Origin of the sequence: Ramlibacter albus (assembly GCF_014297445.1) — a bacterium.
In the GTDB taxonomy this organism is placed as follows: domain Bacteria; phylum Pseudomonadota; class Gammaproteobacteria; order Burkholderiales; family Burkholderiaceae_C; genus Ramlibacter; species Ramlibacter albus.
Genome location: NZ_JACORU010000001.1, coordinates 463,229 through 478,604, shown reverse-complemented (window position 1 = coordinate 478,604; position 15,376 = coordinate 463,229). Strand labels below are relative to the sequence as shown.

The window sequence follows — 15,376 nt, the reverse complement described above, 5'->3', positions numbered from 1 at the left end:
TCAAGGGACCGCGAGGTCGATGAGCTGCGTCTTGCCGTCGTCCAGAACGAGCCTCACGCGAGCCGGCCCCGGTGCGATGTCCGCGGCGGCCGAGAGCGGCAGTGACCTTTGCGCGTTCGGCAGGATGTACGTCCCCGGGTCCCCCTTCGCCAGCACGGCGTCGCCGCGCTGCAGCGCGACTTCGAGGACCTGGATGTACGCATTGCCGGAATTGCGGCACACGGTGTCCACCGCCCTGGGACCCTTGCGCTGGAGCTCGCAATGCAGCTCGTGCTTCGCGGTGGGCGGCGTGATGAAGACGGGCAGGCTGAGCGCCAGCGAGATCGGCACCTGGACGGTGTTGTCCTTGGGCGCAAGCGCTTCGGGTACTTCGCGCACGATCATGCGGTAGGTCAGTTGGCGCGAAGCGTCGGCGGGCTTGGCGAGCGCCAGGCGAACGACCTGGCGGCTGTTCGGCGCGAGCTTGACGATCGGCGGGGCGAGGATCAGGTCCTCGGTGAGTTCGAGCCGGTCGCGGCCCTGGGCGTCCTGGCTCCAGACGTTGATGTCGGCCTGGATGACGAGCTCGCTGTCGCCTTCGTTGGTGATCGTGAGGGCGACCGCGCGGTCGCGCGGTGTCATGTAGATGCGCACCGGCGTGACGGTGAACGCGCCCGCAAGGGCCTGCCCGATGGTGCCGGCGAGAAGGGCTGCGACAACGGCCGGCCGGACCAGTTTGCGGACAGTCATGCTCAGAAGCTTACCAATATTTCCAGCAGCCCATCCGTACCGAGGTTCTCGATCTTCACGACCGTGAGGCTGCCGCCGCGGCCGTTCGAGCCTGCAGTACCGCGAACCAGCGTGATGTTGTTGGTGGCGACCTGCTCGCCTCGCGCCGCCGCGGGCGCCCCCATGCCGTTCGTGCCGTTGGTGCCGTTAGCAATGCCGGACCCGTTCACGCCAACCACCTGCGTACCCGGCAGCGCCTGGGGCCCGGTCGTGGACATGTCGTCGCCGGTGCTTTCCGGTGTACTGCCGCGCGAAGGCTCCGCGCCGAACTGGATCCGGTAGTTCTCGCTGTAGCCGGCGACCATCGTGCTGTCGAGCGGGCGGATCGTCACGAACTGGTTCGTCGTGCACGCCACCCGCACCGACGCCGCGGAGTTGCCGCCGCCTTGCGACAGGCTGGTGCAGGAGCTGCCTGCGACGGGGACGGAAGGCGTCGAACCGCCACCCGCGACCGGGGGCGAAGGCGGCGTGACGACTGGAACGTTGCCGCCGGAGCCGCCCGCAAAGGGCGGCGTCACGGCGCCGCCGCCAGTTCCGGTGCCGGGTGTGCCGGTGCCGGTACCGGGCGTGACCGAGCCGGTGTCGGTTCCGCCGCCCTGCGTCACCGGGGTCGTGGGAGTTGTCGGGGCAACCGGGCCCGTGGGCGTCCCCGGGGATTCCCCGGTGCTGCCGCCAGGGACGCCGCCGCCCCCGCCCGCGGGCGGGAGGGACCCGCCGCTGCCTGCGGGTGCCATCGTGAGGATGATGCGTACGGAGACAAAGCCGCTCGAGGTGGCGGCCGCGGTCACCGCCGATGCGGCAACGAGGAGCAGCCCCAGGAGCAGCCTGGGGGCGCCGAGGCGCCCCCGGTTCGGCGGGCGGTGCGCGTCACGACGACGCTTTTCGGATCGGATGGAACCGGCCATCACCGCACGCTACCTCGGATCAATAGTGGACGTAAAGCGTGGTGTTCTGGACCGTGCCGACGCAGCTGCCGCCCGTCGCGCAGGTGCCGGCCTCGTTGCCGGTCGTCGTGGCACGCACCGTGAATGCTGCGTCGTTGCCGTCGCCGGTACCGGTGGCGCCGGCCGTGATCGACAGCGTGTAGCTGATGCCGACGCTGGACGTGATGGCCGAAGGCGTGGTCGTGACCGTGTCGGTCGTGCTGTCCCAGGACAGCTTGTAGGGGCGGCTGTTCGTGCACTTGACCGCGCCGTTCTGGGACGCGTTGTTCGAGGCGGCGAACGAGGTGTACGCGATCGCGATGGTGGACGGCGCGGTCAGCACGCACAGGGGCGTGAGCGTGACCTGGACGGGCACGGCGATGTTGGCGGTCGTCGCTGCTTGCGACTGGGCGGTCATCATGGCGGCGAAAGCGAGCATCGAAGAGAGGATGAGCTTTTTCACGGGGTCTCCTGGTAAGGAAATTGGGTGTCGGGGCTTAAGCAAATTGCCTAACGTGGCCGAACTGTAGTCAAGCCAGTAACGTTTTGCAATGATTTCTGTGACGCAAAATCAATGAGTTAGCTCAAACCCGGCCGTTCCGTGATGGATTTGTCACTTCTGGTTACGGGTTCCATGACATTCGTCGCGACCGAATTGCGACAACCGGTCGGCACCTGCCGACCGGCGGCGCCTCGGGCCGCTCGTCGCCCCGTTTTGGCCGGATATCCGCTAACGATCCCCTAACAGTTTTTCCCTAAGCTCTCGGCATGCGAGTACTGCTGGTCGAGGACGACGAGATGATCGGGCACAGCCTGCGCGAAGCCCTGGGCTCGCAGGGCTGGTCCGTGGACTGGGTGAAGGACGGGCTGCTGGCGCAAAGCGCGCTGGCGGACGGCGACTATGCGTGCGTGCTGCTGGACCTTGGCCTGCCCAAGATGGATGGCGTGGAGGTGCTGCGCAAGGCGCGGTCGCTCGGCGACACCACGCCCGTGCTCGTGCTCACGGCCCGCGACGGCGTCGACGACCGCGTCGGCGGCCTCGACCTCGGTGCCGACGACTACCTGGTCAAGCCCTACGAGCTGCGCGAGCTGCTCGCCCGCATGCGCGCCATCATCCGCCGCCGCGACGGCAGCGCGCACTCGGTCATCGGCAACAACGAGGTGCAGCTGGACCTGACCACGCGCGAGGTCGTCGTGCAGGGCAACCGCTCGCAGCTGTCCGCGCGCGAATTCGCCTTGCTCCATGCGCTGCTGGAGCGACCTGGCGCGATCCTCTCGCGCGAACAGCTGGAAAACCGTATCTACGGCTGGGGCGAGGAGGTCAGCAGCAATGCCGTCGACGTCCTCATCCACGGCATGCGCCGCAAGCTCGGCCCCGACACCATCCGCAACGTGCGCGGCCTCGGCTGGCGCATCGCCGCCACCGCATCATGAAAGTCCACGTCTTCCCCAACGGGCCCATGTGCTCGATCCGGCGCGCCCTGATGATGTGGCTCGTGCCGATGTTCCTGCTGGTGGCGCTGGCTTCGGCGGTGTTCTCCTACTGGACGTACGGCCGCATGGTCGGCGCGTTCATGGACGACCAGATGGAGCAGCTCGCCCAATCGATCGGCGCGCGCGAGGACATCGTCGCGCCGCCCGCGGTGAACGCCGAGCGCGTGCACAAGTGGGGCGCCTACGTCACCCAGGTCTACGATGCCAACGGGCAACTGCTCGCCACCTCGTGGCCGCAGCTGAAGGTGTCCATGCTCTACCAGCCGGGGCTGCACGACATCCGCTTCGACGACGCGCAGTGGCGCGTGTACGTGCACCAGCACCCCGGCGGCCGCACGGTGCAGGTGCTCCAGAGCGGCAAGTTCCGCGCGCAGATCGCCGCGGAGAGGGCCGGCTCGGCGATCGCGCCGGTGCTGATCCTGCTGCCGCTGTCGATCCTGGTGCTGTGGAGCGTCGCCCGTGCGGTTTCGCTCGCGGTCCGCGACATCGGCAAACAGGCCGAGACGCAGGAGTTCCATTCGATCAAGGAGCTGTCGCTCGACAGGGTGCCCTACGAGATCAAGCCGCTGGTGGTGTCGTTCAACGGCCTCCTCACGCGATTGCGGGACTCGTTCGAGGCCAAGCGGCGCTTCGTGCAGGACGCGGCGCACGAGCTGCGCACGCCGCTCACGGCGCTGTCGCTGCAGCTGGAGAACCTGCGCCGCGACCTGCCGCCCGGCTCGTGCAAGGAGAGCTTCGGCCAGCTCGAACACGGCGTGCAACGTGCCTCCCGGATGGTCGACCAGATGATGAAGATGACCCGTGCCGACCAGGAGCCGGCGGCCGCGGAGCCGCGCGCCAGCGTGGACCTGCACGCGCAGGTGCGCGAGAGCATCGGCGCGCTCATCGCGCTGGCGGACCAGCGCAGCATCGACCTCGGCGTGAGCGAAGCGAGCCCCGCGTCCCCCGTGCCGCTGAAGTGCGCACCGGGCGACTTGCGCAGCGTGATCGACAACCTGATCGAAAACGCCTTGCGCTACACGCCCGAAGGCGGCGTGGTGGACGTGAAGCTGCTCACGGAGTCGGGCCGCCCCGCGCTGGAAGTGGTGGACACCGGCCCCGGCATCCCGCAGGACATGCTGCCGCGCGTGTTCGACCGCTTCTACCGCGTGCCGGGCACCGGCGCGCCGGGCAGCGGCCTGGGCCTCGCGATCGCGCAGTCGGCGGCCGAGCGCTGCGGCCTGCGCGTGACGCTGCGCAATCGCGGCGACCGCAGCGGGCTGATCGCGCGCGTCGAGCCCGCGTGATCCCTAATCCCCAGCTAAGACAGTCCTAAGGGACAGCTAAATACGGTTGCCTACAGTGAGATCACGGTGATGCCTCGCAGTCGAAAGCGAGGCGGCACCGGAAGAAAAACCGATTGCCAACCCTGAACTCACTGAAAGGTCCTGCCATGAATGCCAAGTCCCTCCTCGCCGTTGCCGCCCTCGCCGCCGCCTTCACGGGTGTCGCCCGCGCCGACGAAGCCGATGCGTCCCAGTTCGCCGTCCAGTTCCAGGGCCAGCGCACCCGCGCCGAAGTGATGGCCGAAGCGGCCACGGTGAGCGCCACCCGCAGCACCGAGCCCGCCGGCTCGCGCGTCGCCGCCCCGCTGAAGTCCACGGTGGACGCCAAGGCCGTTCGCGCCCAGGCCGCCGAAGCCCTGCGCCTGGGCAAGATCCCGTCTGGCGAAGCGTCCATCTGAGCGCCTCCGGAAAAGAAAAAGCCCCGCATCGCGGGGCTTTTTCTTTTGGGCAACCGGTTCAGAACGTGAGCGTCAGCAGCGCCGGCCGCGCGATCGGCAGCGGCGCGCGCGGCACGGTGTCGTTGGCCACGGGCTTGCCGTCCACCTCGATCTTCACCACGCTTCCCATCGGGCGCTCGCCCGGGGAGCGGGCCTGCGCGGCCGCCGGCAGGTGCAGGGTGAGGGTGCAGGACGTGCCGATCGGCCCGGCGGCGACGCAGGCGGCGTCGAACGCGAAGGTTTCGATCGGGAGCGAATTGAAGTCCATGGGTTTAAGGCGGAATCCTCTGTCGCTGTACTGTAACCACTTGTCACTTGAAGTCCAGCCCGCCCGACCCTACTTCGGCCGTCAAAGAACCCGGGCGCGTTAGATTTGTCACGTCCACCCTGCCTTCGTGACAGCCGCGAAGATCCGGGTTAACCCGCAAATTGACACCATGAGCCAGAAACAGACCCTTTCCTTCCAGGCCGAAGTCGCGCAGCTGCTGCACCTCGTCACGCACTCGCTGTACTCCAACAAGGACATCTTCATCCGCGAGCTGGTCTCCAACGCTTCGGACGCGTGCGACAAGCTGCGCTTCGAGGCGCTCGCCGAGGCCGCGCTTTATGAGGACGCGCCCAACCTCGAAGTGCGCGTCGAGTTCGACAAGGCCGCCCGCACGCTCACCATCACCGACAACGGTATCGGCCTGTCGGAAAAGGAGGCCATCGAGAACCTCGGCACCATCGCCAAGAGCGGCACGCGCGAGTTCATGAACCGGCTCTCGGGCGACCAGAAGGCCGATGCGCAGCTGATCGGCCAGTTCGGCGTCGGCTTCTACTCCGGCTTCATCGTGGCCGACAAGATCACCGTGGAATCGCGCCGCGCGGGGCTCAAGCCCGAAGAGGGCGTGCGCTGGGTGAGCGGCGGCACGGGCGACTTCGAGGTGGAGGCCATCACGCGCGAGAAGCGCGGCACCAGCGTCACGCTGCACCTGCGCGAGGACGCGGCCGATTACCTCTCCAACTGGAAGCTCAAGTCCATCATCGGCAAGTACTCCGACCACATCTCGCTGCCCATCCTGATGCGCAAGGAGGAGTGGAAGGAAGGCGAGGAGGGCAAGCCCGGCGAGATGGTGGTCACGGACGAATGGGAGACGGTCAACAAGGCCAGCGCGCTGTGGTCCCGCCCGAAGAAGGACATCACCGACGAGCAGTACAAGGAGTTCTACAAGACCATCGCGCACGACCAGCAGGACCCGCTCGCGTGGTCGCACAACCGCGTCGAGGGCAGCACCGACTACACGCAACTGCTGTACGTGCCCGCGCATGCGCCCTTCGACCTGTGGAACCGCGACAAGCCGCACGGCGTGAAGCTGTACGTCAGGCGCGTGTTCATCATGGACGACGCGCAGGCGCTGCTGCCGCTCTACATGCGCTTCGTCAAGGGCGTGGTCGACTCCGCCGACCTGCCGCTGAACGTGAGCCGCGAGCTGCTGCAGGAAAGCCGGGACGTGAAGTCGATCCGCGAGGGCAACACGCGCCGCGTGCTGTCGATGCTGGAGGACCTGGCCGCCAACAAGCCCGAGGACTACGCGAAGTTCTGGGCCGAGTTCGGCGCGGTGCTGAAGGAAGGGCTGGCCGAGGACTTCGGCAACACCGAGCGGCTCGCCAAGCTGCTGCGGTTCGCGAGCACCACGACGGACACGGTGTCCGTGTCCCTCGCCGACTACAAGGCGCGCATGAAGGAAGGCCAGGAGGCGATCTACTACATCACCGCCGAGACGGCGGCCGGGGCGCGCAACAGCCCGCAGCTGGAGGTGTTCCGCAAGAAGGGCATCGAGGTGCTGCTGATGACGGACCGCGTGGACGAGTGGGCGCTGAACTACCTGCACGAGTTCGACGGCACGCCGATGCAGTCGGTCGCGCGCGGCGCGGTGGACCTGGGCAAGCTGCAGGACGAGACGGAGAAGAAAGCCGCCGAGGAGGCTGCGGAGGCGTTCAAGCCGCTGCTCGCGAAGCTGAAGGAGGCGCTGAAGGACAAGGCTTCGGACGTGCGCGTCACCACGCGTCTTGTCGACTCACCGGCGTGCCTGGTGGTGAGCGAGGGCGGCATGAGCCTGCAGCTCAATCGACTGCTCAAGCAGATGGGGCAGAAGGCGCCGGAAGTGAAGCCGATCCTGGAGGTGAACGCGGAGCATCCGCTGGTGAAGAAGCTCGATGCGTCGCCGAGCTTTCACGACCTGGCGCACATCCTGTTCGACCAGGCGTTGCTGGCGGAGGGTGGTTTGCCGGAAGATCCCGCGGCTTACGTCAAGCGCGTGAACGCGCTGCTCGCCTGATCGGTTGTCACCCCGGGCTCGACCCGGGGTCCATGTTGGCGTACTGCCATGCCAACATGGATGCCGGGTCGAGCCCGGCATGACAACCTTTACGCAAAGCCTGCAAGCTTGCGCGCCGAAGCAGTTTCGGCGGCGCACATCCGTTCGATCAGCTCGCGCGCCTTGTCCGGCTGTGTCGCCTTCGTTGGCACGGCCGCCGTATACGTTGTCGCGAGTGAATACGGGGCCGGCAAAAGGCCGATCAGCTGGACGCCCGGCGTGATCAGGATCTCGGTCACCTGCGTGCAGCCCACCGCATCGGCTGCACCGGACTTCGCCAGCTCGCCCATCGCCGTGGCCCCATTCGGGAACGTGCGGAAGCGGCTCGCGTGCGTTTCCGCGAGCCCGAGCGCCGTCAGCACCTTCATGAAGTGGATGCCCGCCGTCGCCTTGGCCGGGTCGGGAAAGTAGATCTCGCTGGCGCTTTCCAGCAACTGCTTCAGCTCGACGCCCGACGCGATGCTGCGCGTCGCCGCGCGTTCCTTCAGCGCCACGCCCGTTTCCACCTTGCCGATCGCGCGCGCACTGCCGGCGCGCACGTGGCCGGCCGCTTCGAGCTCGCGGATGAGCGCTTCGGTGAGGATGAGGATGTCGCAAGGCTCGCCGCCCAGCAGCTTGTCCTTCATCGCACCGACGGCGCCGAAGTGGCCTTCCACCGGCAACTGCAACGCTCTCACAAGCCCTTGTGCGGCCCCGCCGCTGATGATTCGAACCGGTTCGCTCATTCGGGTTTGATGTTCGCGGACTTGATGACCTTCTCCCACTTGGCGATGTCATCCTGGATGTACTTGTCGAACACAGCCGGCGTCATCACCATCGCGGTCGCACCCTGCTTCGCCCAAGCCTGCTGCACCTCGGCCTGGCCTGTGATCTTCGAGATCGCTTCGTTCAGCCGTTGCACGACGGCAGCGGGCGTGCCCTTCGGCGCGAGCACGCCGAGCCAGATCGTCGCCTCGTATTTCGGCACGCCCGACTCGTCGACCGTCGGCACGTCCGGCAACACCGCGGAGCGCTTGAGACCCGTGGTGGCGATCGCCTTCACCTTGCCCGCCTTCACCTGCTCGGCCATCGTTGTCACGGCGTCGAACATGAAGTCCACCTGCCCGCCGATGACGTCGGTGCGCGCGCCGCTGCTGGTCTTGTACGGCACGTGCACGATGAACGTGCCGCTCATTGCCTTGAACAGCTCGCCGGCCATGTGGTACGGCGTGCCGGTGCCCGACGACGCGTAGTTCAGCTTGCCCGGCCTGTCCTTCGCGGCCTTCACCAGTTGCTGCACGTTGGCAGCAGTGACCGACGGATGCGCCACCAGCACGAGGTCCGAATAGTTGATCGGCGCCACGCCAACGAAGTCGCGCGTGAGGTGGTAGGGCTTGTTCGGCACGAGCGTCTCGTTGACGGTGTGCGTGTTCGACATCAGCAGCAGCGTGTAGCCGTCGGCCGGTGACTTGGCGACAGCTTCGGTGCCGATCACCGCGCCCGCGCCGGGACGGTTCTCCACCACGAAGGGCTGGCCCAGCGCATCGGGCAAGCGCTGCGCGAGGAAGCGCGCGTAGTTGTCCGCGGGCCCGCCGGCCGCGAAGGGCACGACGATCTTCACCGGCTTGTTGGGCCAGGCCTGCGCGAATGCCGTGCCGGCCGCGAGCGCGGTGACGGCGGCGACGGCGGCGAGGGTGCGGACGACACGCTGCATGTTCGCCTCCTTCAGCGGATGCTCACTCGACCTTGCCGATCTTCTTGACGACCTCCGCCATCCGGCGCACGTCGGCCTGCACGTACTTCTCGAAGTCCGGCGTGTCCTGGTACAGCACGGGGCTGCCGGCGTTGAGGATGACTTCCTTCACCTTCGGGTCGTTCGCGGCGGCGCGCGCGGCGGCGCGCAGGCGCTGCACGATCGGCTCCGGCGTCGCGGCCGGCACGAACAGGCCCGACCACTGCGCGTACTCCGCGTTGTAGCCGGCTTCGTGCAGCGACGGCACGTCCGGCAGCGTCTGCAGCTTCGCGTTGCCCCAGTGCGCGAGCACGCGCAGCTTGCCCGCCTTCACCTGCTGCAGCACGGTGGCCGGCCCGGAGGAGATGGCGTCGATCTGGCCGCCAAGCAATGCGACGACGGCCGGGCCCGCGCCGGTGTAGGGCACGTGCGTGAGCTTGATGCCGGCCTGCTGCGCGAGGATCTCCATGGGCACGTGCATCGTGCCGTAGTTGCCGGAGGAGCCGTAGTTGATCTTGCCGGGGTTGGCTTTCGCGTACTCGACGAACTCCTTCACCGTCTTCCACGGCGCATCCGCGCGCACGGCCAGCACGGTCGGGTCCGCGGTGAAGCGCGCGATGGGCTTGAGCGCGTTGATCGCGTACATCGGCGCGCGGCCGACGATCGCGTCCGCCTCGGGGATGACGCTGAACGACGACAGCGACAGCAGCACGGTGTACCCGTCCGGCGGCGCCTTGGCCGCCAGGCCCATGCCGATGCCTCCGCCGGCGCCGGGCTTGTTCTCGATGACGACCGGCTGGCCGAGGTCGCGCGCCATGGCTTCGGCGACGGGGCGCCCCACGATGTCGGCCAGCCCGCCGGGCGGGAAGGGCACGATCATGTTGATGGGCTTGCTGGGGTACGCGCCCTGTGCGATGGCAGAGGTGGCGGCAACGAGGGCGAGCCCGGCGGCGAGCAGGCAACGGCGATACATTCTGATTCTCCTGGGCGGACGATTTGTTAGCATGCTAAGCATCCAGCGTCACGCCCGCGAGCGAAAGAGAGTTTTCCCCATGAGAATTGCAGCCTACCGCCGCGCCGGCAACCCCGGCGTCGGCCTCGTTTCGGCCGACGGCAAGTCGGTGCAGCCCTTCGACCTTCCCGCGGCTGAGCTGGCCCTCGGCGCGCTGCCGCTCATCGAGCGTGCCGCGCGTGGCGAGGCGCTCCCGACGCCCGGCGCCGCGATCCCGCTGGAGAGCGTGCAGCTCACCGCGCCCATCCCGCGCCCGCGCCGCAACATCTTCTGCGTCGGCAAGAACTACCACGCGCATGCGAAGGAGTTCGCGGGCAGCGGCTTCGACAGCAGCGCCATGTCCGGCGGCGACATCCCCGCGCACCCGATCGTCTTCTCCAAGGTGCCCGAGTGCGTGGTCGGCCCGTTCGATGCCATCCAGATGCCCGCGGCGTCCGAGGCCATCGACTACGAGGCCGAACTCGCCGTGGTCATCGGCAAGGGCGGCAAGGGCATCCCGAAGGCCGACGCGCTGAAGCATGTGTGGGGCTACACGATCGTGAACGACGTCACCGCGCGCGACTGGCAGGGCCGCCATTCGCAGTGGCTGCTCGGCAAGTCCTTCGACACCTTCTGCCCGATGGGGCCGTGGATCGTGAGCGCCGACGAGTGCGACGGCACCGACACCGGCGTGCGCCTGTGGGTCAACGGCGAGAAGCGCCAGGACGCCACGACGAAGGACTTCATCTTCGACATCCCGACGCTGGTCGAGACGATCTCGGCGGGCATCACGCTCTACCCGGGCGACATCATCGCGACCGGCACGCCCGTCGGTGTGGGCATCGGCTTCAAGCCGCCGAAGTACCTCAAGGCCGGCGACGTGGTGCGCATCGAGATCGACGGCATCGGGGTCATCGAGAACCCGGTGCGCTGATCACGCCACGAGGGGCGGCTCCTCCATCGCCTCGAGCTGCTCCTCGAGCATGTGCACCTGCCCGCGCCAGTAGTCGGCGGTGCCGAACCACGGGAACGCCGCCGGAAATGCCGGGTCGTCCCAGCGCCGTGCCAGCCACGCGCTGTAGTGGATCAGACGCAAGGTGCGCAATGGCTCGATGAGCGCGAGCTCGCGTCGGTCGAACTCGCGCATCTGCTCGTAACCGTCCACCAGCGCGCCGAGCTGGTTCTGCCGCTGCGGCCGCTCGCCCGAGAGCAGCATCCACATGTCCTGCACCGCCGGCCCCATGCGCGCGTCGTCGAGGTCGACGAAGTGCGGCCCTTCGTCCGGTGTCCACAGGATGTTGCCCGGATGGCAGTCGCCGTGCAGGCGGATGCTGCGGACGTCGCCAACTGTCGAGAACGCGGCGCGCACAGCCGCCAGCGCTTCGTTGCAGCGCTTCGACCACTCGCCCTCCACCTCCAGCGGGATCCCGTCGTGCGTGAGCAGCCAGTCGCGCGGCTCCTCGCCGAAGCTTTGCACGTCGAGCGCGGGGCGCGTCGCGAACGGCTTCGCGGCACCCGTGATGTGCAACCGTGCGAGGAAGCGGCCGATCCACTCCAGCACCTCGAAGTCGTCCAGCTCGGGCCGCCGCCCGCCGCGGCGCGGGCTCACGCTGAAAGAGAAGCCCGCATGCCGGTGCAGCGTCGCGCCTTGCACCACGAGCGGCGCAACGGCGGGCACCTCGGCCTGCACCAGCTCCGCCGCAAAGGCATGCTCTTCCTCGACCTGCGCATCGCTCCAGCGGCTCGGGCGATAGAACTTGGCCACGACGATGTCGTGCCCCTCGAACGCGTCTTCGAGATGGACCTGGTAGACGCGGTTCTCGTACGAACCCAGTGCCAGCAGGCGGCCATCGCCGTACAGGCCCACGCTCGAAAGCGCGTCCATCACCACGTCGGGAGTCAGCGAGTCATACGGATGGCGCAGCGAATCGGGCATTCGCCATTGTGACCGTCACATGAGCGTCACGCCGCCGCTTCGCGCCCCAGCTGCGCAAACGGCGCGGCCTGCTTGACGAGCAGCACGCTGCACGGCGCATGCATCGCAACCTTGACCGGCACGGTCGCCACGAGCCGCTGCATGGCGAGCCCATGCGTGGCGCTGCCCAGCACGAGCAGGCTCACGTTGTTGCCCTCGGCATAGGCGAGCAGCGCGGCCGCGACGTCGCCCGATTCGAGGACGTGGAACGACACCTGGTGGCCGTGCAGGTCCAGCCCCGCGGCCCAGCGCCGCAAGCGGTCGAGGTGCCAGCGGTGCACCTGCGTCTCCGTCGTCTCGGTGGTGTCGGTCACAGGGTCGATCACGGTCACGCACGCGAGCCGCGCGCCCGGCCGGATGCCGAGCGAGCGACCGACGGCCTGGCGCAGCGCATAGAGCGTCGCGTCGGTCACGTCGTGGTGCGGCACCGCGACCATCACGATGGGCACGTCGTCGAGCCGCGCCGCGGGCAGCGGGCTCGGCTGGTAATGCATGCCGGCGGCCTTGATCCAGCGCCTCAGCTGCGTCGTCCACTTCGGCCCGGAGGTGCGCAGGCCGTCCCCGGTCACTTCCACCTGGTCGGGATGCGCGAGGTCGAACGCAAGCAGGGCCGCGGACTGGTAGCGCTGCGCCGCCTCGGGATGCAGGCACTTCATGATCACCTGCTGCAGCCATGGCGGCAGGTCGGGGCGCAGTGCGCGCGGCGGCGGCGGGCTCATCCACAGCCGCTGGCGCAGGCCGCCCTGCGTCTGCGGCTCGCCGAAGGGCAGCTCGCCGGTCGCGAGCTCGTAGAGGATCACGCCGATGGCGAAGATGTCGCTGCGCGGGTCGCCGCGGATCCCGACGATCTGCTCCGGCGCGATCCACGCCGGCGAGCCGACGGCCAGCCGCATTTCCTCGGCCAGCAAATCCGGGTGGTGCGCGTGCCAGCTCAGGCCGAAGTCCAGCAGCACCGCGTCGCCGTCGGGCTTGAGCAGGACGTTGCCGGGCTTGAGGTCCAGGTGCACCGCGTTCTGCTTGTGCAGGCTGTGCGCGGCAATCGCCATCGCGTTGCCGAGCCCGGCGATCTGGTCGACGGAGAACGGCTGGCCCAGCGCGCGCTTGTCGTCGATCACCTGCTGCAGGCTGCGGCCGGGCACGAGTTCCATCACGAGGTAGGGCACGCGGTGGATGTCGCCCGCGGCGACGAATCGCGGCACGTGCGTGCCGTCCAGCACCCGCAGCATCTGGTGCTCCACCTCGAAACCCACGATGTTCTCGGCGCCGTCGCCGCCGGCCATGCGCGGCACCTTCATCGCCATCGCGAAACCCGGGTCGGGCCGGCCGTTCGCGTACGACACGGCATAGACGTGCGCCATGCCGCCGGCATGCAGCAAGCCGCGCACGACGAACCCGTCGATTTCGCTTCCCTCGGCCAGCAACGTCATCTGCCCTCCTGCAGGCGCCGGGCGAACGAGTCCGGCAGGCCCGCGCGCAGCACGGCCTCGGCCGCGGCGGTGTGGTCGTAAGGTACGCGGTGGAAAACGAGGCGCGATTGCGCCGTGTCAAACAGCGCGTACATCGCGCGCGGGTCGCCGTCGCGCGGCTGCCCCACCGAGCCCACGGTCGCCACCCAGCTGCGGGTGGCGGGCACGCAGGCCGGCGCGGCCGTGACGGGCACGAAGGGCATCGGGTCACGCCCGCGGCCGCGGTAGAACATGCGCTGCTCGTGCACGTGGCCGCAGAAGACTTCGGTGACGTCCTCGAACTGCGCCGCGGCCTCGAGGCAGCGCGCGGCGCTGTGCGGGTTGTCGACGTAGTTCCAGCGGGCGGGCTCATGCGCGCTCGCGTGCACGAGCAACGAGCCGCCGATGCGCTGCGTGAGCGGCAGCGAGGAGAGGTAGCCGCGCTGCGCGGCGGTGAGCTCGCGGTGCGTCCACTTCGCGCTGGCGCCTTCCAGGTTCTTCGCGTGCGCGGGCGGCGTGACGGCCGCGTCGTCGTGGTTGCCGCGCAGGACGATGGCGCCCTGGGCGGCGAGCTGCATCACTTCGTCGACGACGGCGCCAGGCTCGGCCCCGTAGCCCACGATATCGCCCAGCACGGCAAACTGTGTCGCGCCCGCGTCGCGCGCGTGCGCGACACAGGCTTGCACGGCGCGCAGGTTGGCGTGCAGGTCGGAGAGCAGGGCCAGCTTCATGCCCGGCATCATCGCCGAGCGGCCGGGCGAAGAAAAGCACGGCGCCGCCGCGCCTTGCGCTGGCTCAGTTCAGCGTCAGCACATGCCCGGTGCGCGGGTCGTCGCCGCCGGCCAGCACCTGCCTGTAAGCGGCGACCACCGCGTCGGTGCCCTCGTGGCGACGCACCTTGAGCCAGGGCTTCGCCGCATTCGTCACCTCGTTGCGGAACGCGTGCCAGTCGGCCGCGAGCCGCCGCAGCAGCTCCGGCGCGCCCACTTCAGCGACGCGCTTTGTGCGCTGCGCCGGCGCGAAGAACAGCGTCGCGCGCGGCCCGGGCAGGTCCTTCGCGCCGCCGAGCTGTTGCACGTGCGTGCCGCCGATCGAGCAGCTGTACCTCAGGTTCTTGAAGCGCGTGTGGACTTTGCGGCGGAAATCGGCGTTGCCGGCGAAGTCGGTGTAGACGCACGAGGCCTCCTCAGGCACGCGGTCGATTTCCTCGTACGCCAGCACCTGGTCGTAGCAGCCGAGGCTCTCGCAGAACGCGCGGTTGCGCGCCGACGTGAAGCCGACCACGCGCACCTGCGGCCATTTCTTCAGCTGGTTCGCCATGCCGTACGCCGTCTTGCTCGAGGCGCTGGAGACGAGGACGGTGTCCGCCTCGAAGAACGCGTTGTCGGCGAGGAAGTCCTCCAGCAGCCACGAGGTGGCGAACAGCGGCCGCAGCAGTGCCTGCACGTCCTCCGTGTCGGGTGTGTAGAACGGGTCGGCGCCGGTGCGCTGGTAATGGTTGTAGACCTTGTGCAGCTCCTTGCGGTGCTCCGCGCCGTCGAGGAAGCCGTGCGCGTCCAGCTTCGCCGGCGCCAGCACCACGCTGCGCGCCATGGGCCAGTAGCCATACACGCGCTCGCCCACCGCCACGCCGGGGTGCAGCGACTGCACGACGGTACCGAAGCCCCACACGGGCACGATGCCCCAGCCTTCCTCGCCGGTCGGGAAGAACTGCCAGTAGTTCATCGCGTCGCCGAAGGCGGCGTAGGTGATGTTGTTGGCCGTCAGCGAGAAGCTGTCGATGCGCATGCGCACCTCGCCTTGGGCGAGCGGCTTGTCGTCGGCTTGCACGAGGCGCGTTTCGCCGAGTGCGCTTTTGCGCACCTGCAGGGTCGTGTTCATGTCACGACCATAAGCAAAACGGCCCGCGCGTTCAACACGCGCGGGCCGCCTTGGCGACAGTGACAA

Annotated in this window: 16 protein-coding genes; 5 read left to right on the top strand and 11 right to left on the bottom strand. The window is 68.5% G+C overall.

Going from position 1 to position 15,376, the window contains the following annotated elements:
- The 3 genes from H8R02_RS02315 to H8R02_RS02305 are packed head-to-tail and all read right to left on the bottom strand — an operon-like array spanning position 1 to position 2,154.
- Positions 1-729: a fimbrial biogenesis chaperone gene (locus H8R02_RS02315; protein ID WP_187079725.1), complete on the bottom strand. Its 729-nt coding sequence runs from the start codon at positions 727-729 to the stop codon at positions 1-3.
- Positions 730-731: 2 nt separating this feature from the next.
- A complete protein-coding gene (locus tag H8R02_RS02310) occupies positions 732-1,673 on the bottom strand; it encodes a hypothetical protein (RefSeq protein ID WP_187079724.1) in 942 nt (313 codons plus the stop codon).
- A 19-nt stretch (positions 1,674-1,692) separates the two neighbouring features.
- On the bottom strand, positions 1,693-2,154 hold the full coding sequence (locus H8R02_RS02305; protein ID WP_187079723.1) for a hypothetical protein: 462 nt from the start codon (positions 2,152-2,154) through the stop codon (positions 1,693-1,695).
- 305 nt (positions 2,155-2,459) lie between these two features.
- Between H8R02_RS02305 and H8R02_RS02300 the strand changes: the two genes are divergently transcribed.
- The 3 genes from H8R02_RS02300 (at position 2,460) to H8R02_RS02290 (ending at position 4,908) form a co-directional block, all read left to right on the top strand.
- Positions 2,460-3,125, top strand: a complete 666-nt coding sequence (locus H8R02_RS02300; protein WP_187079722.1) for a response regulator — start codon at positions 2,460-2,462, stop codon at positions 3,123-3,125.
- Positions 3,122-4,471: a sensor histidine kinase gene (locus H8R02_RS02295; RefSeq protein ID WP_187079721.1), complete on the top strand. Its 1,350-nt coding sequence runs from the start codon at positions 3,122-3,124 to the stop codon at positions 4,469-4,471. Before H8R02_RS02300 ends, H8R02_RS02295 begins: the two co-directional genes overlap by 4 nt.
- A gap of 146 nt (positions 4,472-4,617) precedes the next feature.
- Positions 4,618-4,908, top strand: coding sequence for a DUF4148 domain-containing protein (locus H8R02_RS02290; protein ID WP_187079720.1), 291 nt, complete (start codon positions 4,618-4,620; stop codon positions 4,906-4,908).
- 58 nt (positions 4,909-4,966) lie between these two features.
- On the opposite strand, the gene H8R02_RS02285 is transcribed toward H8R02_RS02290, so the two are convergent.
- Complete coding sequence (locus H8R02_RS02285) at positions 4,967-5,215, bottom strand: hypothetical protein (protein ID WP_187079719.1); 249 nt, start codon at positions 5,213-5,215, stop codon at positions 4,967-4,969.
- A 169-nt stretch (positions 5,216-5,384) separates the two neighbouring features.
- Between H8R02_RS02285 and htpG the strand changes: the two genes are divergently transcribed.
- Positions 5,385-7,268: a molecular chaperone HtpG gene (gene htpG / locus H8R02_RS02280; protein WP_187079718.1), complete on the top strand. Its 1,884-nt coding sequence runs from the start codon at positions 5,385-5,387 to the stop codon at positions 7,266-7,268.
- 89 nt (positions 7,269-7,357) lie between these two features.
- On the opposite strand, the gene H8R02_RS02275 is transcribed toward htpG, so the two are convergent.
- The 3 genes from H8R02_RS02275 to H8R02_RS02265 are packed head-to-tail and all read right to left on the bottom strand — an operon-like array spanning position 7,358 to position 9,991.
- Positions 7,358-8,032: a molybdate ABC transporter substrate-binding protein gene (locus tag H8R02_RS02275; protein ID WP_187079717.1), complete on the bottom strand. Its 675-nt coding sequence runs from the start codon at positions 8,030-8,032 to the stop codon at positions 7,358-7,360.
- On the bottom strand, positions 8,029-9,000 hold the full coding sequence (locus H8R02_RS02270) for a tripartite tricarboxylate transporter substrate binding protein (RefSeq protein ID WP_187079716.1): 972 nt from the start codon (positions 8,998-9,000) through the stop codon (positions 8,029-8,031). The genes H8R02_RS02275 and H8R02_RS02270 overlap by 4 nt, the downstream gene beginning before the upstream one ends.
- Before the next feature lie 22 nt (positions 9,001-9,022).
- On the bottom strand, positions 9,023-9,991 hold the full coding sequence (locus tag H8R02_RS02265; protein WP_187079715.1) for a tripartite tricarboxylate transporter substrate binding protein: 969 nt from the start codon (positions 9,989-9,991) through the stop codon (positions 9,023-9,025).
- 79 nt (positions 9,992-10,070) lie between these two features.
- On the opposite strand from H8R02_RS02265, the gene H8R02_RS02260 reads away from it, so the two are divergent.
- Positions 10,071-10,943, top strand: coding sequence for a fumarylacetoacetate hydrolase family protein (locus tag H8R02_RS02260; RefSeq protein ID WP_187079714.1), 873 nt, complete (start codon positions 10,071-10,073; stop codon positions 10,941-10,943).
- On the opposite strand, the gene H8R02_RS02255 is transcribed toward H8R02_RS02260, so the two are convergent.
- The 4 genes from H8R02_RS02255 to H8R02_RS02240 form a co-directional block, all read right to left on the bottom strand.
- Positions 10,944-11,945, bottom strand: coding sequence for a serine/threonine protein kinase (locus H8R02_RS02255; protein WP_187079713.1), 1,002 nt, complete (start codon positions 11,943-11,945; stop codon positions 10,944-10,946).
- Between the two features lie 26 nt (positions 11,946-11,971).
- Positions 11,972-13,411, bottom strand: a complete 1,440-nt coding sequence (locus H8R02_RS02250; RefSeq protein ID WP_187079712.1) for a serine/threonine protein kinase — start codon at positions 13,409-13,411, stop codon at positions 11,972-11,974.
- Complete coding sequence (locus tag H8R02_RS02245) at positions 13,408-14,160, bottom strand: metallophosphoesterase family protein (protein WP_187079711.1); 753 nt, start codon at positions 14,158-14,160, stop codon at positions 13,408-13,410. Before H8R02_RS02245 ends, H8R02_RS02250 begins: the two co-directional genes overlap by 4 nt.
- A gap of 64 nt (positions 14,161-14,224) precedes the next feature.
- Positions 14,225-15,310 (bottom strand): DUF2855 family protein, encoded by a 1,086-nt coding sequence (locus tag H8R02_RS02240; RefSeq protein WP_187079710.1) that lies wholly within the window; start codon positions 15,308-15,310, stop codon positions 14,225-14,227.
- Positions 15,311-15,376 lie beyond the last annotated feature (66 nt).